We start from the raw sequence: 24,126 nt of genomic DNA, 5'->3' as shown, positions 1-24,126 counted from the left end.
GTCAGTAGCCGACCCGCCACTGCGGCGCCGGCCCCGGGGACTTCCGCCGCGGCCAGCGGACGGGCGGCGGACGTCAGCCGAGCGTGCCGTAGCGCCGCAGCAGCCACACCCCGAACGCGATGGAGAAGACGTACACGATCGCGTCCCACCAGTCCGAGGCCGAGCCCGGCGAGCGGATCTGGAAGAAGTCGTCCAGGGTGTGGACGACGACCAGGGGCCAGATCGAGCCGATCGCGTGACGCAGCCCGGCGCAGGCGAAGCCGAAGAGCCCGGCGGACAGCATCTGCCACAGCGTGTCGTCCAACGCGGCGCCGAAGAACAGGTAGTTCTGGACATGGCCCACGCCGAACAGGACACCGACGACGACCGCCGCCCGCATCGCCCCCAGCGGACCGAGCACCTGCTGCACCAGACCCCGGCTGTACGCCTCCTCGTTGACGGCCACCCACAGCAACGACACCAGCGAGCTGACGATCACGCGCGCGCCGCCGTCAAGGCCCGCGACGGCGTAGGAACACGCGACGACGAGCATGGGCACGCCCAGCCACCAGCGCCGCACCCGGCCGGGCGTCGCGACCCCGGACGCCCGCAGCCACCCCCACCGCCACAGCACGCACCAGACGCCCGCGAAGCAGACCGCGTTGACCACGACAGCGCCGAGGTCGGGAAACCAGGACGGAGCCAGCGGAGGCAGAATCACCTTGGCGAACAACACCAGCACCACGTGCCACGCGAGCGTCAACGCGACGGCGCCCCACAGCGGATGGCACGTGACATGGCCTTTCCACCGGCTCCCCACGGTCCGAGGATAGCGGCAGCCCGCTTGTGTGCGGCGCCTACGACCGCTGGGGCCTCAGGGAAGGTCGATCGGCAAGCTCATGCCGTCCAGTACACGGGCACACGGGCAGTCCCGCCGCTCCGGAAGCAGCTTCACGGCCTCCAGGATCACTCCGCGCAGCCGCTCGGTGTTCTCGGCGAAGACCTTGAAGACTTCCTCCTGGGAGACGCTGTCGTCGGCGTCGATGCCCGCGTCGAAGTCGGTCACCAGGGCGATGGAGGTGTAACAGAGCCCCAGCTCCCGGGCGAGTACGGCCTCCGGGTGCCCGGTCATGTTCACCAGGCTCCACCCGGCCGCTGCGAACCACTGCGATTCGGCGCGGGTGGAGAATCGCGGTCCTTCGACCACGACCATCGTGCCGCCGTCATGGGCCTCGACCCCCGCTCCCGCGGCGGCCTTCAGCACGGCCGTACGCCCGTGTCCGCAGTACGGGTCGGCGAACGACACGTGGACGGCGCCCCGGTCGTAGAAGGTCTGCACCCGGCCGCTGGTCCGGTCGACGAGCTGGTCGGGGACGGCGAGCTGTCCCGGGGCCCAGGTCCCGTCGCAGCGAGCCCACGGCGCAAGGGGCGAGGATCCTGCGTACGCCCAGGGAGCGCAGGGCCCATATGTTCGCCCGGTAGTTGATGGTGTGCGGCGCGAACGTGTGCCGTCTGCCGTGCCGCGGCAGGAAGGCCACGCGCCGGCCGCCGACATCGCCGGTGGAGATCGCGTCGGAGGGGGCACCGTACGGTGTCTGGACCGTCACCTCCTCCGCGTTCCGCAGCAGCTCGTAGAAGCCGCTGCCGCCGATGACGCCGATCTCCGCGACGTGTCGGTTCTCTGCCTCGGTCACGCTCGTTACGTTCCCTTCATCAGGTCGTCCAGGTCCCGTTCGTCCAGCGAACGGATCGTTGTGTGCCCCGGGACAGCCCGGGGGCGCGGATCGTCCGCCCGCCGTACGCCGGCCGTGCGCCAGCCGGCGCCGGCCGCGGCATCGAGCTCCTCGGCGGAATCGCTGAGGAACAGCGTCGTGCCGGCCGGCACACCGATCGTTTCCGTGATGTGCCGGTAGGAGTCGGTGGACTTCTTGCTCCCGGCCGTGTCCAGGTCGAAGTAGCCGTGCAGCAGCGGGGTGAGATCGCCGTACGGGGTGTGCGCGAACCAGTTCACCTGCGCCGCGACGGAACCGGAGGAGTAGATGTAGAGCGCCGCGCCCGACTTCTTCCAGCGGCGCAGTGCGTCGGGGACCTCGGCGTACACATGCCCGGAGAGGGAACCGTCGGCGTAACCCGCCGCCCAGATCCAGCCCTGGATCGTCTTCAGCGGAGGCGCCTTGACGTCCTGGTCGGTCCAGGCCGTGAGCGCCGCGACGGCCCCGGCTTCGTCCAGTGTCCCGGTCCGCAGGTGGTCCCGGATCTCCGCGAGGAGCTCCGCCGCCCGAGTCGTGCCGCGGTGCTCGGCGAACCACTGGGGAAGCCGCTCCCGCGCGTACGGGAAGAGCACGTCGTGGACGTGCGCCGCGGAGCCGACCGTGCCCTCGATGTCGAGGACGACCGCGGGTCCGGTCATCGGTCCCCCGCCAGCAGCTCGTCGAGGCGGGGGAAGTCCTGGGCGATCGGATCGCGGGTGAAGTCGCCCACCCAGCCTTCCTCTTCCTTGAAGAAGCGGATGGCGGCGAACTCCGGCCGCGGGCCCATGTCGAACCAGTGACGCGTGCCGGCCGGTACGGACAACAGGTCGCCCGCCTCGCACACGACCGCGTACACCGATCCCTCGATATGAAGGTAGAAGCAGCCGGTGCCGTGGGCGAAGAACCGTACCTCGTCCTCGGCGTGCCGGTGCTCCTCCAGGAAGGCGGAGCGGGCCTTGGCGGCGCGCTCCGCCCACTCCGGTCCGGAGGCGGGATGGAGCTGCGCCACGTCGACCAGGACGAGGCCGTCGCGGGCGCAGAGCGCGTCGACCTCGGTCCGGTAGGAGGCCAGCAGCTCTTCCTGAGTGGTGTTCGCGGTCACCGTGGCGCGCAGCTCCCAGTGGCCGTACTCCACGCCGAACTCTTTCAGTACGGCGCCGATCCGGGCCTCATCCCGTGTGCGCAGCACCACCTCGTCGGGCGCGTCCTGCGGCATTACCTGGAGCAGGGTCATCGGTTCACGGACTCCTTCACATCGGTGCGTTCGTCCCGGGCGCCGAGGACCAGCAGCTGGCAGATGGCTTCCAGGCACTCCAGCCGATTGCGGGCCTGGGCGAGGTCCTTGCCCCAGGTGGTGATGCCGTGGTCGGCGATCAGCAGGCCCGGGGGCGCATCGGGGTGGGCGGCGAGGTATTCCGCCGCCTCGTCCGCGATCCTCCGTACATCGGGCCAGTTGCGGAAGACCGGGAGCTCGGTCCGGGCGGGGTCGTCGAGGCCCAGGCCTTTGAGCAGTTCGAACCGGTCGAGCGGGAGTACGGCCGTACGGTCCCGCTCGCCGGTGCGGCACGCCACCACCGTGGCATAGGGCGAGTGCACATGGATGACCGCGCGGGCGTCGGTCGCACCGTAGACCGCCGCGTGGATCGAGGTCTCCGCCGAGGCCTTGAGCCGCCCCGGGACCAGTACGTCGCCGGTCGTGGCGTGCACGGCGACCATGTCTTCCGCGGTCAGGTCGCCCTTGTCGCGACCGCTGGCCGTGATCAGTGCCGTGGGTCCGCCGTCGTCCGGGAGGCGCACGGAGAGGTTGCCCGACGTGCCGGGCATCCAGCCGCGTGCGTACAGGTCGCGGGAGTACTCGGCGATCGATGTGCCGAAGGCGGTGTGCCGATCCTCGAGCGCCGTCATGCCGCCACCTCGCACAGGGACAGAAGTTCATAGGGCTTCAGCCGCTGGGCTCCGGGCAGGCCGGTGAGTTCGACGAGGACCACCGCTCCGGCGACCTTGGCCTGCGAGGCCTCGATGAGTTCGGCCGCCGCGAGGAGAGTGCCGCCGGTGGCGAGCACATCGTCCACGCACAGCACCCGCTCGCCCGGCGCGACGGCGCCCTGCCGGACCTCGAGGCGGTCCTCCCCGTACTCCAGCGCGTACCCGACGGAGTGCACCTGGCCGGGCAGCTTGCCGGGTTTCCGGACGAGGGTCAGCGGGACCCCGGAGCGCGCCGCCAGGACGGCTCCCAGGAGGAAGCCGCGGGACTCCACGGCGACGACACGGTCGAACTCGCCCGAGAAGTGCTCGCGCACATGGTCGGCGGCGTCCCGCAGCAGGCCGGGTTCGGCGTAGAGCGCGGAGAGGTCCTGATAGACCACGCCGGGCCTGGGGTGGCCGGGGAACGCTTCCAGGAGTCCGGCGATACGGGTACGGAGGCTCCCGGCGCGCTGTTCGCGGTGAGCGTGGCGTGGCCGGGCGACACGGTCCTCGGTGACGATCGCGGTGATCAGCTCTCCGGCGGTCACGTCGAACGCGGGGTTGAAGACCCGGGCATCCGCCGGAGCCACGGCCGCCCCCGCGGAACCCGTGACCTCTGCCGGATCACGTTCTTCGACCACGATCCCGCTGCCGTCGGGCAGACCGTGGTCCCACGTCGACTCCGGCGCCACGACGATGAAGGGGATGCCGTGCCGGGCGGCCGCGACCGCGAGCCCGTACGTGCCGATCTTGTTGGCCGTGTCGCCATTGGCGGCGATCCGGTCCGCACCGACCAGGACGCAGTCGACCAGCCCCCGCGCCATCGCGGCGGCGGCTGCCGAGTCCACGCAGATCCGGTACGGCACCCCGGCCTCGCTGAGCTCCCAGGCGGTGAGCCGAGAGCCTTGGAGGAGCGGTCTCGTCTCGTCGACCAGGACCTCCGCCACCCTTCCACGACGAGCGAGTTCCAGGATGCCGCCGAGGGCCGTCCCTACGGCGGCCGTGGCCAGCCGGCCCGTGTTGCAGTGGGTCAGGAGCCGCAGCGGACGGTCCGGTATGAGTGACTCGACCAGCTCGGCGGCGCGGGCTGCCGCTGCGGAGTTGGTCGCCGCGTCCTCGGCGACCATCTTCATGGCTTCGTCGAGCACTGCCCGGGGACCGTGCGGCAGCCGCGCGAGAGCGCGGCGTACGCCCCAGGCGAGATTGACGGCCGTGGGCCGGGCGGCGGCGATGCGCTCGGCGTCGGCTCTTACCGCGTCCTCGGCCACCACGCCCGTGTGCTCGTCCTGGTGTGCCCGAGCGGAGAGAGCGACACCGAAGGCGCCCGCGAGGCCGATGGCAGGGGCGCCCCGAACGGCCAGGGACTGCACGGCGGCGATCAGCGCGTCGACGTCCGCCAGGCGCAACAGCTCGTACGTGTGCGGGAGGGCGCGTTGATCCACGGCTATGACGGCGTTGTCCTCCCAGTACAGGGATAAGTCCGAGTGATCTGCGGAGGTCTCGTCGGGGCTGCCGCGCTTCGCTACGCCCATGGCGCGTCCTCACCTTCTTCGCGTTGTTTCGGCGCCCGCCGGAGCGGCGGGCACAGCAGAGCGGTCAACGGCCGTTCAGAAGCGCTCACGGAGCCAGCATCGAAGGATCTTACCGATGGGATGGCGTCGCGCCTGGTCAGCGAAGTCTCAACTGGTGGAGACCCTAGAGTTCGCCAGCTGGTCGCGAAGACGGGCAGGGAAGGGCCCGGTCACAGGACTCCCAGCTCCCGCAGAACACGGTACTGAGTCGGCGCCGGCTTGGCCGGGAAGTAGAGGTAACACACGCCGCCGGTGCCGGAGACCACCTTGCCCTGGGCGTTGAACCGGTCAACGGTTTGGGCTCACTCACTCCGAGTGAGCCCAAACCGAGCCGCGCTGACTTCGTGCTGAGTCCCGCTGCCGCCCGTTCCGGACGCTTCGGGTCCGTCGAGCTGGATCCGTGCTGATCCGGGGGCTGCCGGTGCGCCCACCCACCAGGCCGGACATACGCGTCACTCATAGTTACAGCAGTACCTGCTTCCCTCCCCTTGGAGGTCATCGCCCGGCAGGAAGAATACTCGTCATGGCATGCGGACTCGTTTGGTCCCGCCGCCATTCATCCATACCTTGTGTCGCGCTCCGAAACCTACGGACCGCACTCCCCCTTGACCAGCCGCATCGCGTACGCCGCGGCCCACGGCGTCGCCGACGCGCATGTGGACCAATCTCCCGGCTCACCCGCCGCACTGGACTGGGACCGCACCCTGGCCTTCCGGCACGAGCTGTGGCGGTGGGGTTTCGGTGTCGCCGAGGCCATGGACACCTCCCAGCGCGGCATGGGCCTGGACTGGTCCACCGCCGCCGAGCTGATCCGCCGCTCCGCCGCCGAAGCTCGCTCGGTCGGCGGCCGGATCGTGGCCGGTGCGAGCACCGACCAGCTCACCGTTCCGCGACCGTCCCTCGACGACATCACCACGGCCTACCTCGAACAGCTCGCCGTCGCCGAGGAGGCCGGAGCCACCGCGGTGGTGATGGCCAGCCGCGCACGACCGCTCCAGCCGCCCCCACCACTCACCCCACCGGACACCCGCCGACGTGGGGGAACAGGTGCTGCGAATGCGCCGTGAACACCACATCGGCCCGCTGCGGCCGGGCCGCCCGCACCGGCATCGCCACCTCTCACGGCGAAGCCTGGCTGAATGCTCTGTGCCGTAGCCGGGCACGGATCTTGTGGTTGCTGTACGCCTTGCCGACTCCGACGCTGTCCGGCGCGAGGTCTTATCCGCGTACCGCGGCAACCGCCTCGTCGAAGACCTGATCCATGTCGACCGTGCCGTTGCTGCGAACCCAGGTTTCCGTCGCGACCTCGGAGCAGGCCAGGGCGCAGGCGACGAGTGCGCGGGCCCGCACCTCAGCCATGGGGTCCGTCGAGGCGCCCAAGCGTTTGGCGATGTCCGGCACCAGCAGTTCCGTCCACTGCTGCCGCTTCTCCAACTGGCGCGCCCTGAGGGATGGGGACGCGTGGAGCATGCTCGTGATCCTGAGGAAGTCCTGTGGTGAGTACGGGAGGGATTCGACGAGTGCCTTGAGGGCCGCCCGGAGTGCTTGCCACGGGGGTTCGCTTGCCGGACGGGCTTCCAGCGCGGCCCGCAGGACCGTGCCGTGTGCCGCGTGGTCGCCCAGCACGATGTCTTCCTTGGTGCCGAAGTAGCGAAACAGCGAGCGCCGCGAGATGCCGATCTCACCCGCGATCTGCTCCATGGTGGTGGCCTCGAATCCGCGCTCGAGGAACAGCCGCATCGCGGTGGCGACGATCTCGGCCTGCACTGCTCGCCGGGTGCGCTCTCGCAGCCCCGCTGGGCCGCCCTCGCGATCGTTCATGGGCCTTAGCCTACTGCGTCCCGCACTCTGTACCTCATTGGCACTGAGTGACAACTTAGGCGTACAGTGCCAATGTTGATCGTGTCCACCGTCTCCTGGGAGCAGCCCATGCGCGCCGTCGACTACCGCGGCCAGACCACCCTGATCACCGGTGCCAGCGCGGGTATCGGCGCTGAGTTCGCCCGCCAGCTCGCTGAGCGCGGCTCGCACCTCATCCTCGTCGCCCGGCGCCAGGAACGACTTGAGCAATTAGCCGCCGAACTGACCGCGGCCCACGGCGTCCGGGCCACGGCCATCCCGCTCGACCTGAGCCTGCCCGCCGCGGGGCAGACACTCGCCGAGCAGGTGGCACAGCGGGGCCTGACCGTGACAAGCATCGTGAACAACGCCGGGTTCGGCACCTTCGGCCCGTTCCACACCGAGGACCCTCGACGGCTGCGGGAGGAGATCTACGTCGACATCACGAACGTCGTCGACATCACCCGGGCGTTCATCGAGCCGCTGCGTACCGCCGGCACCGGAGTACTGATCAACGTCGCGAGCATGGCCGCGTACTTTCCCGTCCCGAACATGGCCGTGTACGCGGCGGCCAAGGCGTTCGTGCTGAGCTTCACCGAGGCCCTGTGGCAGGAATCCCTCGGCACCGGGCTGCGCGTGCTCGCGCTGTCTCCTGGCGCGACCAGCACCGAGTTTTTCGACGTCATCGGCACCGATGCTGCGGACGGCGGCACCAAACGCCAGTCCCCGCAGGAGGTCGTGGCGACGGCACTGCGGACCCTGGACCGCCGCACACCAACACCGAGTGTCATCTCCGGCCGCCTCAATCGTGTGATGGCAAGCCTGGGCAGGGGGTTGAGCAGACGGCGCGCGGTGCTGCTCATGGGATCCACGACCACCGCCCACCAGGGTTAAGTCTGACTGGCCGACCAGATAGCTCGCCGATCTGACCATGCTCAGCAGGGGGAACTGACCGATGATGAGTGGGCGGTGCTGGAGCCACTGCTGCCGGTGAGCAACAACCGGTGCGGCCGGTGGCGGGACCACCGACAGGTGATAAACGGGATCATTCACCGGCTCAGCACCGGGGTGCAGTGGCGTGAGCTCCCCGAACGCTTCGGTCCGTGGAAAACCGTCCACAAGCGGCACCTTGCTGTGGTCGGCCGACGGCACCTGGAAGATGCTGCTTCAGCACGTCCAGGCCCTCGCCGACGCCGCAGCGGACGCGGCCGTCCACGCCGCACCCCGGACAGCGTCGGCGCGGACAAGGCGTACACAGCAAACAGCAATACCTGCGCAGACGCGGCATCCGGCGTGTGATCCCGGAAAAGAAGGGTCACAAGGCCGCCCGACTGCACCGGGGTTCCCGCGGCGGATGGCCCCCGGACTTTGACAAAGACCGGTACAAGCAGCGCAACACCGTCGAACGGGCGATCAACAAGTTACCGCGGCCTCACTCCTCATCTGGCTCCGGTCGTGATCGAAGAGACAGAACCCAGAGCGCTCCGACCCCGCCAGGTGAACTGCTCGCTCGCCAGATGAAGCGCTGAGGACTCCTGACAAAAGTGGTGGGCTCGACCTGGTCAGAGATCGGTGTCGTGCACGAGGCCGCCGGGTAGCGGGGCGCGGTCAGCCGCGTCATCGCACGTGAGAAACCCGGCGACGTCGGCGATCATCCTCGGGATACTGGTCGGCCATGGATGAGGTCAAAGTCGTCGTCGCCCATTCCGAGCGCGCGACCCTGCGCGTCGGCGATGTGTTTCTGAAGGTGGACGCCGATCAGGCACGCATCGACGTCGAGGTAGAGGCGATGTCCCTCGCGCCGGTCCCGACCCCGGAGGTCCTGTGGCGCAAGCCGCCCGTGCTCGCGATCGCCGCGCTCCCGGGGACGACGCTTGGGCGCCTCGGCGAGCCGTCGACCGGGTCGCCGACGGCTTGGGCCGCGGCGGGCGCCGCCATCCGGAAGCTGCACAATGCGCCCCTGCCGCCCCGGCCCGGCCGGGCCGGGCGAAGCATCATCGCACTGGCGGCGGAACTCGACGACGAGTGCGAGTGGCTCGTGACGAACGGCGTCCTGCCCGCGGACCTGGTCACCCGCAACCGCCAGGTCGCCGAGGCCGCGCTCCGGCCGTGGACTCCGGCGTTCACGCACGGCGACCTGCAGATCGCGCACGTCTTCGTCGACGGCGACGAGGTCACGGGCATCATCGACTGGTCCGAGGCGGGCCAGGGTGATGCCCTGTACGACCTCGCCACCTTCACGCTCGGCCACGAGGAGCACCTCGACGACGTCATCGCCGGCTACGGCACCGACATCGACCTCGACGTGATCCACGCGTGGTGGTCATTGCGAAGCCTGCTGGCGGTTCGCTGGCTGGTCGAGCACGGTTTCGACCCGTTCGCGCCGGGTTGCGAGGTCGACGTGCTGAGATCCCGCATGTGAGGGCTGCGCAAGCCCGGTACTGCTACGAATGCGTTCTGACGCATCGAGCAGGCCATCCCCTTGGCGACCGCCTGCCCATACTCTCAACAGAGTGCGGTGCGCAGATGTCGCCGGCAGATGACGGCGCAACCGAGCGGCCGGGGGCGCCGGGCGGCGCTGCCGCCGACGGACTGCCGCAAGGCGCCGGTGCTGGACGCGGACGGCCTGGTCATCCGCCCGGTCAGCGGCGCCGGGAAGCCGCTGGGCGTGTGGGATTTCCGGGACAGCCCCGCCCCCGTCGACTTCCGGCGGGCGCTGGTGACCGCGCTGGCCGCGCAGGGCCGGGGCTGGGGCAGCCAGGACACCTACCAGACGAACGCCGGCACGCTGAAGCTGCTGTTCAGGGACGCCGCCGCGACCCGCCGCGGCAAGGCCAAGATCAGCACCCCCGACGACGTCCCCTGGCTGTTCCCAGGAAGAGCCCCGAGCATCCCCTCGGCGACGATCGGATCGGCCAGCCCCTCCACAAGATCGGGATCCGGCCCAAGCAAGACCGCTCCACCGCGCTGTTCACCCTCGCCACCGAAGTGCCCGCCGCGATCCTCGCCCGGATGCTCGGGGTCCACATCAAAGTGGCCGTCCAGTGGCAACAGGCATCAGGCGGGGACTGGGCCGCCTACGCCGCAGACGTCAGTCGGCGCAGAGACGGCACCATGTCCACGCACGAGCCGTAACCGGCTCGGCTCAGGTGAGCGACGGCGCAGAGCCCTTGGCGGCATGGCCGACCGCTGCTGCGGCCAGCGCCCGGATGATTGGATGGGGCCGGGTGCCGTCTCCCGCAAGCTCCGGCTGGAACAAGGTGGCGAGGAAGAACGGGTGGCCCGGCAGCTCGGCAATACGCACGTCACCCGTCTCGTCAACGCCGCTGAAGCGCAGTCCGTGCGCACGCAGCACATCCAGATAGACCGGCCTGAGGCCATACGAGCAGTGGTACCGCTCGAGGGTCCTCTCAGCTCCCAGGACACGCTCAGCCAGCGATCCTGCCTCTACCTTGACCGCGCCTTCGTGACCGACCAGGGAACACGCCAGCGGGACGATCAGCAGATCATCCGCCTCCGGCTGGTTCTCCGCATGGTCAACGCCGGAGAGCCCGCACACGTCGCGCGCGAACTCCAGGACCGCATGCTGGAAGCCACCGCAGGTGCCCAGAAACGGGATCCCCTGCTCACGCGCGGTGCGGGCCGCCGCGATCGCCCCGACTTCGCTGCGATACGGGCTGCCGGGCACCAACCAGATGGCATCGAACCCGGTAAGGGCGCCGGCGGATTCTGCGTCCTGGGTCGGGACCCAGTACGCGTCCAGAACCAGCTGGTCGCGCTGGGCGAGTGCCTCGAGAAGACCGGGGATACGGGCATGGGCCCGCACGCTGGGCGAGCGGTCACCCACCAGCGCGACACGCGCTGTCGAAGTGTTCAAAGGCTCAGGCATGCGGACATCCTGACCCAGCAACCGAGTCCAGCACCAACGATGATCCATGACCCTTCCATTAGCGATGCCGATGGATATGGATTCGCACCTTCTCCGCACGTTCGTGGCCGTGGCGCGCTGCGGTTCTTTTTCCGAGGCGGCCCGCGAACTGGGCTACACCCAGTCGGCGGTGTCCCAGCACATCGCCGCGCTTGAGAGTGACCTCGGAGCAGTCCTGCTGCAGCGGCGTCCGGTCTCTCCCACGGGCATCGGCGTCCGGCTGCTGGAGCACGCCGGGCCGCTGTTGTTGCGACTGGACGCCGCCCGCGCGGACATCGCGCGCCTGACCGCGGCACCCGCCACCCGCATCGTCATCGGCGTCTCACCGCTGGCCATGACGTCGCAGCTCACCAAGACGCTTGCCGACATGCGCCAGACGCAGCCCCTTTGGGAGGTGACGGTGCGTGTCCTTGGTCGCGAGGCCATCACTCGCGACGTCGCGACCGCAGCCCTGGACCTCGGCCTGGTCGACGGCATGGCCGCTCCCAACGACCCACTCCACCTCCCCGACGTCGGCCCACTCACTGCGATGGCCGTCACCGAGCAACCGCTGGCCGTCGCGCTGCCCGCTCAGCACCCGCTGGCCGGCCGGACCAGCCTCCGCTTGGTCGACCTCGCCGACGCCCGATGGATCGACGCACCCGATATCGCCATCCCACTCGCACAGTTGAGCACCGCCAGCGGAACCGACGGCTACCGCGCATCCTTGCGCTACGAAGGAACCGACGTGCGCGGACTCCTCGCCCTCACCGCTGCAGGACACGGACTCGCTCTGCTGCCCCAGTCAACGATCGACGGCATACCCGGCATCAACGCGGTCCTCATCTCCGCACCACGACTGGTACACCGCACCGGGGTCCTGCACGGCAACGCGGTGGATGGCCCTCCTGCGCTCCTCGCATCAGCCCTCATGGCGGCCACCGAATGACCGAGACGAAGTCCCTTACCACGGCCGGACCGCTCTCGCGGTCAGGCATTCGGACAGTTCCAATACCCGACTCCACCATGAGCTATCTACCCGCACGATGCGATCGAAGCCCATCGAGCCTTCATCGCCCGCCGTCGGGCCCGCCGGCCTGCGGAGGAATACCGGGCGCCCACCGCCGAAGAGTGGGACCAGTTCCTCGGGCACTTCGAGAAGCGGAAGCTCTCGATCGGCATCTGCGGACGCGAACTGATCACCAACGCGATCCGCTACGCCACCGGCCCGATCCGGGTGCGGCTGCTGTGCGACCGCAGCCTGATCTGCGAGGTGTCCGACACCAGCAGCACCTCACCGCATCTGCGGTACGCGGCGACGACGGACGAGGGCGGCCGCGGGCTGTTCCTGGTCTCGCAGTTCGCCGACCGCTGGGGAACCCGCTACACGACGGAGGGCAAAGTCATCTGGACCGAGCAGGGCCTACCCAGTGAAAGAGGCACGCCCCGCTGACGGACCAGGCTCCAAAGCATGGCCGACCGGTTACCGCCTGCTCGTTCAGCCCTGCGGCTCTGCCGCCAGATGCGCTCGCGTAGCTCGACCACTCATTCGCCAACAGGGGATATGGTCAGCGGCCTGGCGGCAAGTCCGGTCGCGGCCGACCAGCGGGGCCGCCGGCTGCGTCGAGGCAGCCGGAGCGGCAGACCACTGGCTTCTGACCGCGAGACGTACAAGCAGCGCAACACCGTCGAGCGGTGCATCAACCGCTTGAAGCAGTGGTGCGGCATCGCCACCCGCTACGAGACGACCGCGACCACCTGCCTGGCCGGACTCCACGTAGCGGGCATCTTCCTGAGGTCTGCCCGGTGATCCAAACGATGCCGCCTAATAGCTGTCGTAGCTCGGCTTACCGTTCGGCCGGTACACGCCGACGATGGTGCCGCCCTTCGTCGTCGAGACGCTGACCGGCTCCAGCGCAGTGGGGATCGCTCCGTCGGCGAACAGCCGCTTGCCGGTGCCGATGATCACCGGATGGATGGTCAGCCGGTACTCGTCGACGAGGCCGTGCTGCATGAGAGTCTGGGCAAGGTCGCCACTGCCCACGACGTTGATGTTGCCGCCGTCGGACGCTTGCAGCTTGCGTACGGCATCGACGATGCCGCCCTCCAGCAGCGTGGAGTTCTGCCACTCGACGGATGTCAGGGTCCGAGACGCCACATACTTGTGCATGCTGTTCATCCGATGGGTGAACGGATTGTCGGGATCGGCGGTCGGCCAGTACGACGCGAAGATCTCGTACGTCTTACGGCCGAGCAGCATCGCGTCGGAGTGCTCGTACCAACCGGCGATGGCCGTGCCGACCTCATCGTCGGCCACCGGCTTCTGCCAGCCGCCGTGCTCGAAGCCGCTCTCAGCGTCCTCGTCCGGACCGCCCGGCGCCTGCATGACGCCGTCCAGCGTCAGGAACGTGCAAACGATGATCTTGCGCATGGTGCGCTCCCTTCGTCGACGGGTAGACCGCACAACCGCCGGAAACTCATCGGCGGAACTTCCGCGGCGCAGCACCAGGGCCGTCGTCTGGATCACCCCGGCTGTGAAGTGCGGTACCTCGTGGCCGACCCGAGGGGGTCTGGTCCGCAGATGTGCGCACCAGAGACCCCGCGCCGCCGGAAAATCGAGCTACAACATCACTCCCGGCGGGCAAAGCCGTTCGGGATGCACGAGTGAGGCGTCGTTGGAACTTGGCGCAGATCATCGACAAGGGTGCTGCCGCAGCTGGCAAGCGGTGGCTCGTTCGGTATCGGGAACCGGGCGGGCGTGGCGCCCGGCAGAGGGAGAAGTCCTTCGACCGCAAGAGGGATGCGGTGGACTTCGCCACCAAGATGGAGAACGACAAGAGGGAGAACACTTATATCGACCCGGCCGCCGGCAAGGTCTCGCTTCGCCGGTACGTAGACGACTGGCTCACCGGATCGGTAGTGGGGGCCATCTCCCAGGTCACGGCGGCCGACGTGGATGCGCTGTACTCCCGCTGGACGAGGGATGGCGCCAAGCCGAACACCGTCGAGTCACGCAGCATCGTGTTGTCGGCGCTGTTCTCTCACGCCGTACGGCACAAGCGCATATCCAGCAATCCCGTCAAGGAAGCGGAGAAGCCGGACAACAAGGTCATCCCCGTTGATGAACGAAACCCTCCCAGCCTTGAGGAGATCCAAGCGATCGCCAGTTCGATCGGGCCTCGATTGGAACCGGCCGTATGGCTCACGGCTTGCTGCGGGCTTCGTATTGGCGTCACTTGGCGTCTTCCCGGAGGACTTCGGAGAAGGCGTTTTACTGCGCGGCTTCCCATCCTCAATCATGTCGGTGGGACGACGTATCCGGGGCTTGTGCGCAATTCATGGGACCGTGCGATCAAGCGGCTCGGGCTCCCCGCTTACACGCCGCACGATCTTCGGCATGAATGGGCGACCGTGACCTTGACGAAGGGGGTGTCCATCCACGAGGTGTCCCGATGGCTCGGACACCGGTCGATCAAGGTCACAGTCGGCCGTTACGGTCACCTCACCACGGACGGGCGGGAACGCTGCCGTCAGGCGGTGGAGTCGGCCTTCGGCGGCTACCTGCCGCCGGAGCGGGTGGCGGGCCCGGTCACAGGACTCCCAGCTCCCGCAGAACACGGTACTGAGTCGGCGCCGGCTTGGCCGGGAAGTAGAGGTAACACACGCCGCCGGTGCCGGAGACCACCTTGCCCTGGGCGTTGAACCGCTTGGTGCGCAGCCAGATGTTCTCCCACTGTGCTGCGCACCCCCAGCAGACGTCGAACTCGATGACAAACGTCAACGGCTTGGGCTCACTCACTCCGAGTGAGCCCAAGCCGAGCCGTGCTGACGTCGTGCTGAGTTCCACTGCCGCCCGTTCCGGACCGTTCGGGTTCGTCGTGCTGGATCCGTACTGACCCGCGGGCTGCTGGTGCGCGCCCACCCACCAGGTCGGACATACGCATCACTCATAGTTACAGGAGTACCTGCTCCTTCTCCCCTTGGAGGTCATCGCCCGGCAGGAAGAATACTCGGCATGGCATGCGGACTCGTTTGGTCCCGCCGCCATCCATCCATACCTTGTATCGCGCTCCGAAACCTACGGAAGTGGACTCCGATGAACCAACCGATGTGGACGGTCTCAGCCCTCGCTGATTATCTCGGATAGCCGGTCTCGTGGGTCTATGACAACCACGCGAAGGAGGCCATACCCAGCTTCCCCGTGGGCCAACAGCTGCGCTTCTCTCCCACTGAGATCGAGACTTGACTGGAAAGCAAATGCCGCGAGAGTGCGACCGCGTGAAGAGGCACGACCCCCTTTACCAAGAGGCCACTCCCCCGAAGGCGATACAGGGCCGTTCCCGGCGATAACCGACCAGGCCTCTCACCATCCAGGACCTTCCCGCTGGACCCAAGCACAAACCTGCACAACGCCGAGGAGTTGCCCCTCGAACCCACGGCCCCTGGCCTGAGGAAAAACAGCAAGGGGAGCCAGAGGAAGCCACCACGCCGCTTTCGCCGGACGATGCAGCCCACCCGTGGTGTGAGCCCGCACTCGCCGCCTGGTGCCTCTGGGCAGGACCTGCGGGACTCTTTATATATTCGAGGATGCGCTTGGCACACTATTTTTTGTACGGTCACCCCCTCAAGGGGTCCGGCGAGGCGAGCCCAAATGGAGCAGTGGGATCTTGGAGGCGTATGAGCTGGGTCCCTGGACACCGGTACAGCCGTTGACACTGAGACCGATCATGCTCCAAAGGGGTGTGCTTACGGTTCCTTAGATCGAGGAGCCCCGGTTGCGGTTGGCGACGAAGCGACGGGAGGGTTCAGCGGCCCTGGCCCGCAGGATAACCTCCCCCTCCAACTCGGCCCCGTTCGGAGGGCGACCAGCAATCCTGGCGGCCATTGAAGCCGCCGGTTGGCTGGGCACGGTGGTGGCCCTGCGGCTGGGGCGGCGGACGAGGGACCCTCAGGGTGATGTGGCCAGTGCGCCCGGACCCTGGTGTGCTCGCCCGCACGGTGAAGGCGATGCGCACGGTCGGCCGTTTCACTTCGCACGAGCAGGTGGCCAGCGACACTGCCCGCACCACCATCGCTCCTACCCAACTCGACATAACCGGCAAGCGATTCCTCGCCTCCGAGCCTTACGGCAAGGGACTGGCGCCACTCCACTCCCGTTACACCGACGCCGAGGGCACACCGTGTTCGCCCTCGGATACCCCGGCGAGCGTCTCACTCTCGAACTGACCCTGGACAAGCGGGATCGCATCACGCGGGAGACGTTGGCCGCCCCCAACTACATGATCCGCCGCACCTTCACCTACCCCGGAGCCCAGCGGCCGGTAAGGGGAATCACCGCCCGGACAGCGCCCGCCACCAAGTACGGGTGGCGAGTCTGCTCTGCTGTCGCCGCCTCGTGCCGTGAACGCCCTCCCCCATCGAAACGTACTAAGGGCCATAGCAGTTGACGGCGCAAAAAGCACGTCGATAGCACGCTGTGCGGAGAGCCGGTGTACGACCACACCGTCCCGTCGCACTCGGACGATCGGGAAGGTGAACATGGGAATTCTTACTCTCAGTTGGTCCGTGGCAGTGGTATCCGCCCTCGTAGCCGCCGTCAGCGCGGTCCGGGTAGCGACCAGCAGTGGTGAAACCCGGTTCGCGGCGGTGGGTGATGGGCTCATGGGCCTGTGTATGGCCGTCATGGCGTTGCCCGCTACCGTCGCCTGGTACGCGAGCTACGGCATGTGGTGGGCAACGGTGTTCGCCCTGCTCGGACTCGGCGGCGTCGCCATGGCGGTCAAGCACACACGCGAGGGCGGCTGGAAACACGGCCGCCACTGGGTACACCTCATCGTTGGCAGCGTCGGCATGATGATCATGACGCTCGCCATGACGAGCACGTCGTCCGGTCCGGTGCTCGCGCTGGGCGGCTCCTCAATGGCACACATGCCGGGAATGGAGAATATGGACGATACAGCCAGTATGGGCCACATGGAAGGTATGGACGGTATGGGGTCCATGCCGGGCATGGAGTCCATGCCCGGCATGGGCACCGCCGCAGTCGGCGGCGAGGCGTCCACGGGGTCGACTTCCGCGTGGCGCCTCGCAGTCGCAGCACTAGCCATCTACTTCCTGCTGTCAATCGGTGCATCCGTGTGGGCGCGGGTTCGGGGCACCGGCAAGGGCGACTTGGCCACGAGCCCGGAAGGCGGCCGAGGCCGGAGCTGGGGTCGCTGGTTGCTCTCCATGCCGGACACGGTGGTTGTCTTCCTGGCGTCCTTGACGATCTCCGTGTGGGACAGGGCCCGGGCCGGGGAGCGGGCAGGCCAGGGCCGCCGCCGCAAGCTCGGCGCCGCACCGGACGCGGCGCTGGCAGCCCACATCGGCATGGGTGCAGCAATGTCCACGATGCTTCTGATGATGGTCGCCTGACGACGTCCCCCCGCGCGAGAGCCAGCACTGAAGCCCAGCGCCAACGCCATACGTGCGCACTCATCTCGACCGTCCCCGGGCAGTCGGTCCGGGGGCGCGGGCAGCAGACGAGCGGCAGTGGCCCGGAGCCGCCTGCGCCCCCCTTCAGGGAGCGCCGCCCGATTCCGGCAGCCGCAGCGACGGAGGTCGCCGCCTTGCCATTGACCGCCCTATTCCGCACCCCGGACCACGCCGATTTCGCGGCCAGGGATCCGAATCTCCTGCCGACGAGACCGAGCTTCGCCTGCGAGGGCTGAGTCCCGAGTCACCCCCGTCATGGCGGCGGCGCCCTGGACCCTCAGCGGGCAGACTCTCGGTTGAACAGATTCGCGTGGGCAGCACCACGGTTCATGAATACCCCCTAGGGGTATATAGTCGCAGTCGTCGAGGGATGGGAACACGCCCTCCGACAGACGACCGCATGCAACGACACCCCGAGGAAGAAACCATGACCTCACAGACGAACTCCGGCTCCTGCTGCAGCTCAGACGGTTCATGCGGCTCCGCCGCCGCGGCTGATGGCCAGGGCGTCGGCGTCACCACGGTGTACAAGGTCTCCGGGATGACCTGCGGCCACTGCGAGGGCGCGGTGTCCAAGGAGATATCCGCGCTGGACGGCGTCACGGCGGTCAAGGCCGTCGCCGCCTCCGGCGAGGTAACCGTCACCTCCGGCGCACCACTCGACGAGGCGGCCGTTCGTGCCGCCGTCGACGAGGCCGGTTACGAGCTCGTCGGCACGGTCTGACTCCCTCTGCGCCGCTCCTTTCAGGAGCGCGAATTGCTCCCCGCCGGGACGTACCGCTCCGCTGATACGGACCGCCGTGCGTCCCGGCCCTCCCTAGGAGATTTCCATGACCAGCACGGCTCTCGAAGAGACGTTGACACCCGGCGCCGAAGTCGAGCTTTCCATCGGCGGTATGACCTGTGCCTCGTGCGCGGCCCGCATCGAGAAGAAGCTCAACCGCATGGATGGTGTTACGGCGACCGTCAACTTCGCCACGGAGAAGGCGAAGGTCTCGTATGCGGACGGCATGGCGGTCGCCGACCTCATCGCCACCGTCGAGAAGACTGGCTACACCGCCGAGGAGCCGCCGCCTCCAGCGCCCCCGAACGGCGAAGAAGCGGAATCCATGCCGGCCGCGGCCGAAGGTGAGCCGGCGTCGCTGCGACAGCGCCTGCTCGTGTCACTGGGGCTCTCCGTGCCCGTCGTCCTGATGGCGATGGTTCCTGCCCTGCAGTTCGACAACTGGCAGTGGCTCTCGTTGCCGAGGTGCAACGCCTCGCCGACCGGATCTCCGGCGTGTTCGTCCCCGTGGTGCTCCTCATCGCCTTGGGTACCCTGCTGACCTGGCTGTTCGTCACTGGCGATGCCGCGGCCGCTTTCACCGCAGCCGTCGCGGTGCTCATCATCGCCTGCCCCTGCGCACTCGGGCTCGCGACACCGACGGCCCTCATGGTCGGCACCGGACGTGGCGCACAGCTCGGCATCCTGATCAAGGGGCCTGAGGTGCTTGAGTCCACCCGCCGCGTGGACACCGTCGTCCTCGACAAGACCGGGACCGTGACCACGGGCCGGATGCAGCTTCAGGAAGTCTTCCCTGCCCCGGACGTGAACGAGGAGGAACTGCTGCGGCTGGCAGGCTCGCTGGAGCACGCTTCCGAGCACCCGATCGCCCAGGCGATCGCGGCCGGAGCCATCGAGCGAGCCGGGGGCCCTCCCCGTGCCGGAGAATTTCGAGAACGTCGCGGGTCTCGGCGTCCAGGGCGTCGTCGACGGGCACGCGGTGCTCGTCGGCCGCGAAAAGCTCCTGCGGGAGTGGGCGATCGAACTCCCCCAGGAGCTGGCCAAGGCCAAGGCTGCCGCGGAGGCCGAGGGGCGTACGGCGGTCGCCGTCGCCTGGGACGGGGAGGCGCGCGGTGTGCTCACCGTCGCCGACGCGGTCAAGGAGACCAGCGCCGAAGCGGTGGCCGAGCTGCGGAGGCTGGGCCTGAGGCCCGTCCTTCTGACCGGTGACAACCAGGCCGTCGCCGAATCCGTCGCCAAGGCTGTCGGCATCGACGAGGTGATCGCCGAGGCCCTGCCGCAGGACAAGGTGGACGTGATCAAGCGCCTGCGGGACGAAGGCCGTACGGTCGCGATGGTGGGCGACGGTGTCAACGACGCGGCCGCCCTCGCCACCGCGGATCTGGGCCTGGCCATGGGAACGGGCACGGACGCGGCGATCGAAGCGGGCGACCTCACCCTCGTACGCGGTGACCTCCGGGTGGCAGCCGACGCGATCCGGCTCTCCCGGAAAGCCCTGGGCACCATCAAGGGAAACCTCTTCTGGGCCTTCGGCTACAACGTCGCCGCCCTGCCGCTGGCCGCCGCCGGCATGCTCAATCCGATGATCGCGGGTGCCGCGATGGCGTTCTCGTCGGTCTTCGTGGTGACCAACAGCATGCGGCTGCGGTCCTTCAAGTGATGCGCGGACACAGCACATAACGAAAGGTGCCCGGCCGGTCGGCCGGCGTCGGACGCCCCGAGTGCGGCGTCGCCGTCAAGGTAGCGCCTGGGGGAGGTGCCGACGGTTCGGCGGAAGGCCGCGAGGAACGCGCTCGGTGTCGCGCATCCCACGGTATGTGCGACTTGGGACACGGGTCGGCCTTCGGCGAGAAGTGGCAGGGCGGCCCGCAGCCGCACATGGGTGCGCCAGCGGTCGAAGCTCATTCCCGTGTCGTGAACGAACAGCCGGGTAAGGGTGCGTCGGCTGGACGACAACGTGGTGAGCGTCGCTCTCCCCAGCATTCGAGACGATCTCGGCTTCAGTACCGCGGGCCTCGCCTGGGTCGTCAACGCCTACTTCCTCGCCTTCGGCGGGCTGCTGTTGCTGTCCGGCCGCGCGGCCGACCTGCTGGGCCGCCGACGCGTTTTCCTCAGCGGCGTGGCACTGTTCGGTACTGCGAGCCTCGCCTGCGGCCTTGCCCAGCAACCCTGGCAACTCGTGACCGGGCGGTTCGTCCAGGGGGCGGGCGCGGCCATGGCCAGCCCGGCCTCGTTGTCACTGATCACACTTCTGTTCCCCGGTACCGAGGAGCGCGCCAAGGCATTCAGCGTCTGGGGCGGCATTGCTGGTCTGGGCGGCACGATGGGTCTGGTGATCTCCGGTGCACTGACCGGCCTCAACTTGTGGCGCTGGATCTTCCTGATCAACCTGCCCGTGGTCGTTGCGGCCCTCGCGCTGCTTCCGCGTCTGGTCGACGAGAGCCGGGCCACAGACCAGGCGCGCCTGGACGTACCTGGTGCGGTGGTGGGCACCGGTGCGGTCTCGTCTCTGGTTTACGGTCTGCTCCAGGCCGGGGAGTCGGGTTGGGGTGATGTGTCCTGTGTCGGGCCTCTGTTCCTCGCCGTCGTCTTGGCCGTCTCGTTCGTCGCGATCGAGTCACGCACGGCCGAGCCACTGGTGCCGCCCGCGTTCCTGGCCTTCCGGACCCGCGCCGTCGCCAACGTCACGACCCTGCTGTTCTCCGCCGCTTTCTACGCCATGGCCTTCCTGCTGATGATCCATGTGCAAACCGTGCTCGGCTACGGCCCGCTCAAGGCAGGCGTTGCCTACCTGCCCTACTGCGCCGGAATGCTCGCAGGTATGTGGCTCTCCTCCCGCGCGGTGATCAGGCTCGGACTGCGCCGGGCCCTCGTCATGTCATTCCTGATCAGCTCAGCCGGGCTCCTCCTCCTGTCCGGCGTGGAGCCGAGCGACGGCTACGCGTCCGGTGTGCTTCCCGGCATGCTCGTCACCAGCCTGGGATGTGGCCTGAGCTTGCCTGCCCTGACGGTCGCCGCGCTCACGGGCACCACCGAGGCGAACGCCGGCCTCGGCTCAGCCGTCCTCAGCTCCGTTCAACAGGTGGGCGGCGCCGTGGGAGTGGCCGTACTGGTCACCCTGGCCGCACGTCGCAGCGACGCCTTGGCCGGCTCGACCGGACAGCTGCACGCCGCGACGGAAGGCTTCTCGCTCGCGCTCACCGTGACTGCCGCCCTCATCGCGGTAGGCGCCGTCCTCATCGCCACGCTGCTCGGGAGCCGCAGCTCACGGTCCGCCGTCTACACCCGCGAAGCTCGGCAACGGTGTAGCGAGCGCAGGTAACGGCTGGCTATGGGCGGCGGCTGGTGTGATCAGGGCCCGCAGGCCAGGAGCAGCGGCAGCAGCGGAGCTGCGGCGCTGACCGCCACGACACCCAGCCACGTCACACGATGCGGCCGGGGCTGCGGCGTGAGGACGCGGCGCAGCCGGATGAGGGCCCCCGGCCCACCGGCGCCTAGGGTCCCCTGCGGCGCCCGCCCCGCGGCCACCTCACACATAGCGGTCGCCAGCGCGTCCCTGGAGTGGTGACGCAGGGCCCTGTCATCCGCGATCATCTCCACCAGCAGCGCTATCTGCTCCTGGGCGTACCGGGCGAGCGGCAGGCGGGGGAAGGCACGGGAGAACGCGTCCACGAGTAGGTGGAGAAGGTGGTGCCTGCCCTCGATGTGAGCACGTTCATGCTCCAGTACGGCCCGCGTCTGCGCGTCGGACAGGACGTCGAGTGCGGCCTGGGTGATGACGACACGATGGCGACGCCCAGGAAGGCAGTACACGGCGGGTGCGCCATAGTCCACGACCGTGGCGTCGTGCCCAGGGGCCGGCTCACCGATCAGGGCGAGCATGTTGAGGTGACGCTGCCGCGCTCGGCGGGCCCTCCAGGTGCAGAGCACGAACCAGCCGAAAGGCAGCAGCACGATCACGGCGGGAGTGCTGAGCGCCAGGGCGTGCCCGGGGGTGGGCGCGGACGCGCTTACCGGGGCGTCGGCGGCCAGACCGCAGATGCTGAGTAGACCGACGAAACCCTCATGTACATGCTGCTCACTGAGGACCAAGTGGTGCACCGTGAGCGCCGTGGCAACGACGAACGTCACCATGAGCGCCTGCCATGCGAGGATCGCTGTCACCGGAGCTCGGTGGGGCCACCGTGCTCGGGAAAGCAGAGGTGGCACCGCGGCACCCACCAGGGCCGCGTATCCGGCCAGCGCCACAGATGTGATCACGCATCGCTCCGTTTTTTGGCCGCTCGGAGCGCCGAACGTAGGGCGTCTGCCTCTTCCGGCGTGATCTGTTCGATGAAACTGACCAGGGTTCCGACCGGATCCGGGTTACCGCCGAGCGCCTCCTGCATCTGCGACGCCGTGTACTGCTGCCGGGTACACGTGGGCTCGTACACCCAGGCCCGCCCCTCCTTATGCCGTTTCAGCATGCCCTTACTGTGCAGAATGTCGGCCACGGTCTTCACCGTGCTGTAGGCGATGGGCCGCTTCTTGCTGAGGTCCACCAGCACGTCGCGCGCGGTCGCCGGTCGCCCCCAGGCCCACAGACGGTGCATGATTTCCGCCTCGAGCTCACCCAGCCGACGCACGATCGCTCCCTTCGCCCCCGGAATGCGAAGCCTCCGGCACCAGTGACCGTTCATCGTAGTGGGCAGAGCCCTGGGGCTCTGCGGAGCCTCGGCGAGAGGGGGCGGTCGGCACGGGGCAAGCGGCGGCCGTGCGCAGACGCCGCACCAGGGCGTGCACGAGCAGCGCCAGCGAGGCCACGGCCAGGACCGGCTGTGCGGGGGCCCAGTACGAGAGGGCACCGCTCACCCCGAGGGCCAGCACCACCAGCTTGTTGCAGATCGGGCAGCCGACGGCGAACGCGGACAGCACGCCCGCGAGCAGCGCCCGGCGTCCTCGCGGCCGGTCGGCCCGCGCGGCCGGTCGGCCCGCGCGGCCGGTCGGCCCGCGCGGCCGGAGGCCCATCCACGTACGTCGCCACAAGCAGGCCCATGAGCAGCGATGACGCCACCCAAACCGGATAGTTCCACCACAGCACCGGGGTCATCCGGGCGTAAAAGCGCGTGGGCACCACTCCGGTCGGCACGCCGATCGCGACTCCGGCGACAAGTGCCACGACTACCGCCGCCACCCACTGACGTGGCGTCCACGCACGCATGTGCCCGCCTCTCTGCACGGTACGATTACTGCCAAACAGCTTAGTAGGTCACCCCCACGCCCCACCCGCTCAGCATGATCCGATCCGCTTCGGTACTGTCGGTAAGCGGACCGACCACAGATGGAGATCACGACGTGCATGCGAGCCGATACGCACGAACAGGAGGCGCCCTCGGGCACCTGCTGCTCGTCGTCGTGCTCGCGATGGGCGTCTTCGTGATGCACTCGATGGGCCATCCCGACAGCGCCTCCAACACGAGCATGGGAGCGGCTCACACATCGGCCACGACCGGCCACACCGGAGACGGAATGTCCTCGCCGCAGGACGTCGTCGTCTCCTCGCACTCTTCGGATCCCCATCAGGACAGCAAGGCCTCCTCCCACTCCCCGGCCATGGGGATGGACATGGCCTCCCTGTGCGTGGCCGTGCTCGGCACATGGATTCTCACCGGTCTTCTCCGCGCGGTTCTGAGCCGCGGGACGGAGTGGCTGGCACGGCTTCGCGATGGTGCCGTGGCGGCTCTGCGTCCCAATCCTCCTCCGCCCAGACCGCCCGACCTCGCTCAACTGTCAGTCCTGCGGATCTAGGCCGAACGCCACCGTGGGCGGCTCGCGCTGCCCGCGCCCCCGTTCGTCCGCCTTTCCGCAGAACAGACA

At 68.6% G+C, this 24,126-nt stretch carries 21 protein-coding genes and 9 pseudogenes; 15 read left to right on the top strand and 15 right to left on the bottom strand.

What is annotated here, in order from left to right; genetic code table 11:
* Positions 1 to 73: 73 nt before the first annotated feature.
* The 6 genes and pseudogenes from ACFZCY_RS22480 to mtnA form a co-directional block, all read right to left on the bottom strand.
* Positions 74 to 799, bottom strand: a complete 726-nt coding sequence (locus tag ACFZCY_RS22480; RefSeq protein WP_391175823.1) for a type II CAAX prenyl endopeptidase Rce1 family protein — start codon at positions 797 to 799, stop codon at positions 74 to 76.
* A gap of 54 nt (positions 800 to 853) precedes the next feature.
* A pseudogene (locus tag ACFZCY_RS22475) lies at positions 854 to 1,673 on the bottom strand (S-methyl-5'-thioadenosine phosphorylase).
* A gap of 5 nt (positions 1,674 to 1,678) precedes the next feature.
* Positions 1,679 to 2,389 carry an acireductone synthase gene (gene mtnC, locus ACFZCY_RS22470; RefSeq protein WP_391175820.1) on the bottom strand — a complete coding sequence of 237 codons (711 nt, stop codon included), beginning with the start codon at positions 2,387 to 2,389 and terminating at the stop codon, positions 1,679 to 1,681.
* Entirely contained in the window at positions 2,386 to 2,964 is a 579-nt protein-coding gene (locus ACFZCY_RS22465) for an acireductone dioxygenase (RefSeq protein WP_391175816.1), read from the bottom strand. The genes mtnC and ACFZCY_RS22465 overlap by 4 nt, the downstream gene beginning before the upstream one ends.
* Positions 2,961 to 3,635, bottom strand: a complete 675-nt coding sequence (gene mtnB, locus ACFZCY_RS22460) for a methylthioribulose 1-phosphate dehydratase (RefSeq protein ID WP_391175814.1) — start codon at positions 3,633 to 3,635, stop codon at positions 2,961 to 2,963. Before mtnB ends, ACFZCY_RS22465 begins: the two co-directional genes overlap by 4 nt.
* Positions 3,632 to 5,227 (bottom strand): S-methyl-5-thioribose-1-phosphate isomerase, encoded by a 1,596-nt coding sequence (gene mtnA / locus ACFZCY_RS22455; protein ID WP_391175811.1) that lies wholly within the window; start codon positions 5,225 to 5,227, stop codon positions 3,632 to 3,634. Before mtnA ends, mtnB begins: the two co-directional genes overlap by 4 nt.
* A gap of 593 nt (positions 5,228 to 5,820) precedes the next feature.
* Here mtnA and ACFZCY_RS22450 point away from each other — a divergent pair.
* Both ACFZCY_RS22450 and ACFZCY_RS22445 read left to right on the top strand, forming a co-directional pair.
* A pseudogene (locus ACFZCY_RS22450) lies at positions 5,821 to 6,252 on the top strand (DUF993 family protein); the annotation flags it as partial.
* A 1-nt stretch (position 6,253) separates the two neighbouring features.
* Positions 6,254 to 6,386 (top strand): annotated as a pseudogene (locus tag ACFZCY_RS22445) (IS481 family transposase); the annotation flags it as partial.
* 98 nt (positions 6,387 to 6,484) lie between these two features.
* Here the strand turns inward: ACFZCY_RS22445 and ACFZCY_RS22440 are convergent.
* Complete coding sequence (locus tag ACFZCY_RS22440) at positions 6,485 to 7,087, bottom strand: TetR family transcriptional regulator (RefSeq protein WP_391175808.1); 603 nt, start codon at positions 7,085 to 7,087, stop codon at positions 6,485 to 6,487.
* 81 nt (positions 7,088 to 7,168) lie between these two features.
* Between ACFZCY_RS22440 and ACFZCY_RS22435 the strand changes: the two genes are divergently transcribed.
* The 3 genes and pseudogenes from ACFZCY_RS22435 (at position 7,169) to ACFZCY_RS22425 (ending at position 9,527) form a co-directional block, all read left to right on the top strand.
* Positions 7,169 to 7,999, top strand: coding sequence for an SDR family NAD(P)-dependent oxidoreductase (locus ACFZCY_RS22435; RefSeq protein ID WP_391175805.1), 831 nt, complete (start codon positions 7,169 to 7,171; stop codon positions 7,997 to 7,999).
* Between the two features lie 18 nt (positions 8,000 to 8,017).
* Positions 8,018 to 8,634, top strand: a pseudogene (locus ACFZCY_RS22430) (transposase).
* A 146-nt stretch (positions 8,635 to 8,780) separates the two neighbouring features.
* Positions 8,781 to 9,527, top strand: coding sequence for a phosphotransferase (locus ACFZCY_RS22425; protein WP_391175802.1), 747 nt, complete (start codon positions 8,781 to 8,783; stop codon positions 9,525 to 9,527).
* Between the two features lie 344 nt (positions 9,528 to 9,871).
* On the opposite strand, the gene ACFZCY_RS22420 is transcribed toward ACFZCY_RS22425, so the two are convergent.
* Positions 9,872 to 10,156 carry a hypothetical protein gene (locus ACFZCY_RS22420; RefSeq protein WP_391175800.1) on the bottom strand — a complete coding sequence of 95 codons (285 nt, stop codon included), beginning with the start codon at positions 10,154 to 10,156 and terminating at the stop codon, positions 9,872 to 9,874.
* A 94-nt stretch (positions 10,157 to 10,250) separates the two neighbouring features.
* A complete protein-coding gene (locus ACFZCY_RS22415) occupies positions 10,251 to 10,994 on the bottom strand; it encodes a hypothetical protein (RefSeq protein WP_391175796.1) in 744 nt (247 codons plus the stop codon).
* Between the two features lie 46 nt (positions 10,995 to 11,040).
* On the opposite strand from ACFZCY_RS22415, the gene ACFZCY_RS22410 reads away from it, so the two are divergent.
* The 3 genes and pseudogenes from ACFZCY_RS22410 to ACFZCY_RS22400 all read left to right on the top strand — a co-directional run bounded on the left by ACFZCY_RS22410 (position 11,041) and on the right by ACFZCY_RS22400 (position 12,822).
* Positions 11,041 to 11,961, top strand: a complete 921-nt coding sequence (locus tag ACFZCY_RS22410; protein WP_391175793.1) for a LysR family transcriptional regulator — start codon at positions 11,041 to 11,043, stop codon at positions 11,959 to 11,961.
* A gap of 147 nt (positions 11,962 to 12,108) precedes the next feature.
* Positions 12,109 to 12,465: pseudogene (locus tag ACFZCY_RS22405) on the top strand (ATP-binding protein); the annotation flags it as partial.
* A gap of 111 nt (positions 12,466 to 12,576) precedes the next feature.
* Entirely contained in the window at positions 12,577 to 12,822 is a 246-nt protein-coding gene (locus ACFZCY_RS22400; RefSeq protein WP_391175791.1) for a hypothetical protein, read from the top strand.
* Between the two features lie 15 nt (positions 12,823 to 12,837).
* Here ACFZCY_RS22400 and ACFZCY_RS22395 read toward each other — a convergent pair whose 3' ends face one another.
* Positions 12,838 to 13,443 carry a dihydrofolate reductase family protein gene (locus tag ACFZCY_RS22395; protein WP_391175788.1) on the bottom strand — a complete coding sequence of 202 codons (606 nt, stop codon included), beginning with the start codon at positions 13,441 to 13,443 and terminating at the stop codon, positions 12,838 to 12,840.
* A gap of 392 nt (positions 13,444 to 13,835) precedes the next feature.
* On the opposite strand from ACFZCY_RS22395, the pseudogene ACFZCY_RS22390 reads away from it, so the two are divergent.
* A pseudogene (locus tag ACFZCY_RS22390) lies at positions 13,836 to 14,507 on the top strand (tyrosine-type recombinase/integrase); the annotation flags it as partial.
* Positions 14,508 to 14,601: 94 nt separating this feature from the next.
* Here ACFZCY_RS22390 and ACFZCY_RS22385 read toward each other — a convergent pair.
* Positions 14,602 to 14,748, bottom strand: a pseudogene (locus tag ACFZCY_RS22385) (peptidase C39 family protein); the annotation flags it as partial.
* 1,247 nt (positions 14,749 to 15,995) lie between these two features.
* Between ACFZCY_RS22385 and ACFZCY_RS22380 the strand changes: the two are divergent.
* From ACFZCY_RS22380 to ACFZCY_RS22365, 4 genes and pseudogenes are all read left to right on the top strand, one after another.
* Entirely contained in the window at positions 15,996 to 16,238 is a 243-nt protein-coding gene (locus tag ACFZCY_RS22380) for a hypothetical protein (RefSeq protein WP_391175785.1), read from the top strand.
* 339 nt (positions 16,239 to 16,577) lie between these two features.
* Positions 16,578 to 17,426 carry a DUF5134 domain-containing protein gene (locus tag ACFZCY_RS22375; protein ID WP_391175781.1) on the top strand — a complete coding sequence of 283 codons (849 nt, stop codon included), beginning with the start codon at positions 16,578 to 16,580 and terminating at the stop codon, positions 17,424 to 17,426.
* Positions 17,427 to 17,913: 487 nt separating this feature from the next.
* Positions 17,914 to 18,210 carry a cation transporter gene (locus ACFZCY_RS22370; protein ID WP_391175778.1) on the top strand — a complete coding sequence of 99 codons (297 nt, stop codon included), beginning with the start codon at positions 17,914 to 17,916 and terminating at the stop codon, positions 18,208 to 18,210.
* Between the two features lie 106 nt (positions 18,211 to 18,316).
* Positions 18,317 to 19,930: pseudogene (locus tag ACFZCY_RS22365) on the top strand (heavy metal translocating P-type ATPase).
* Between the two features lie 68 nt (positions 19,931 to 19,998).
* On the opposite strand, the pseudogene ACFZCY_RS22360 reads toward ACFZCY_RS22365, so the two are convergent.
* Positions 19,999 to 20,220, bottom strand: a pseudogene (locus tag ACFZCY_RS22360) (helix-turn-helix transcriptional regulator); the annotation flags it as partial.
* On the opposite strand from ACFZCY_RS22360, the gene ACFZCY_RS22355 reads away from it, so the two are divergent.
* The gene (locus ACFZCY_RS22355) at positions 20,207 to 21,592 is read left to right on the top strand and encodes an MFS transporter (RefSeq protein WP_391175775.1); all 1,386 of its coding nucleotides are present in this window, start codon (positions 20,207 to 20,209) and stop codon (positions 21,590 to 21,592) included. The pseudogene ACFZCY_RS22360 and the gene ACFZCY_RS22355 overlap by 14 nt on opposite strands.
* A gap of 29 nt (positions 21,593 to 21,621) precedes the next feature.
* Here the strand turns inward: ACFZCY_RS22355 and ACFZCY_RS22350 are convergent, their stop codons facing one another.
* Genes ACFZCY_RS22350 through ACFZCY_RS22340 form a run of 3 tightly spaced genes read right to left on the bottom strand, consistent with a single transcriptional unit; the run spans position 21,622 to position 23,277 of the window.
* Positions 21,622 to 22,530, bottom strand: a complete 909-nt coding sequence (locus tag ACFZCY_RS22350) for a M48 family metalloprotease (protein ID WP_391175772.1) — start codon at positions 22,528 to 22,530, stop codon at positions 21,622 to 21,624.
* Complete coding sequence (locus tag ACFZCY_RS22345; protein ID WP_361476600.1) at positions 22,527 to 22,895, bottom strand: BlaI/MecI/CopY family transcriptional regulator; 369 nt, start codon at positions 22,893 to 22,895, stop codon at positions 22,527 to 22,529. Before ACFZCY_RS22345 ends, ACFZCY_RS22350 begins: the two co-directional genes overlap by 4 nt.
* Positions 22,879 to 23,277 carry a hypothetical protein gene (locus tag ACFZCY_RS22340; protein WP_391175767.1) on the bottom strand — a complete coding sequence of 133 codons (399 nt, stop codon included), beginning with the start codon at positions 23,275 to 23,277 and terminating at the stop codon, positions 22,879 to 22,881. Before ACFZCY_RS22340 ends, ACFZCY_RS22345 begins: the two co-directional genes overlap by 17 nt.
* Positions 23,278 to 23,604: 327 nt before the next feature.
* Between ACFZCY_RS22340 and ACFZCY_RS22335 the strand changes: the two genes are divergently transcribed.
* Entirely contained in the window at positions 23,605 to 24,057 is a 453-nt protein-coding gene (locus ACFZCY_RS22335; protein WP_391175764.1) for a DUF6153 family protein, read from the top strand.
* Positions 24,058 to 24,126 lie beyond the last annotated feature (69 nt).

This window comes from Streptomyces sp. NPDC007983 (genome assembly GCF_042958345.1).
In the GTDB taxonomy this organism is placed as follows: Bacteria; Actinomycetota; Actinomycetes; order Streptomycetales; family Streptomycetaceae; genus Streptomyces.
The sequence above is the reverse complement of the archived record's forward strand: the minus strand, read 5'-3'. Positions and strand labels throughout refer to the sequence as shown.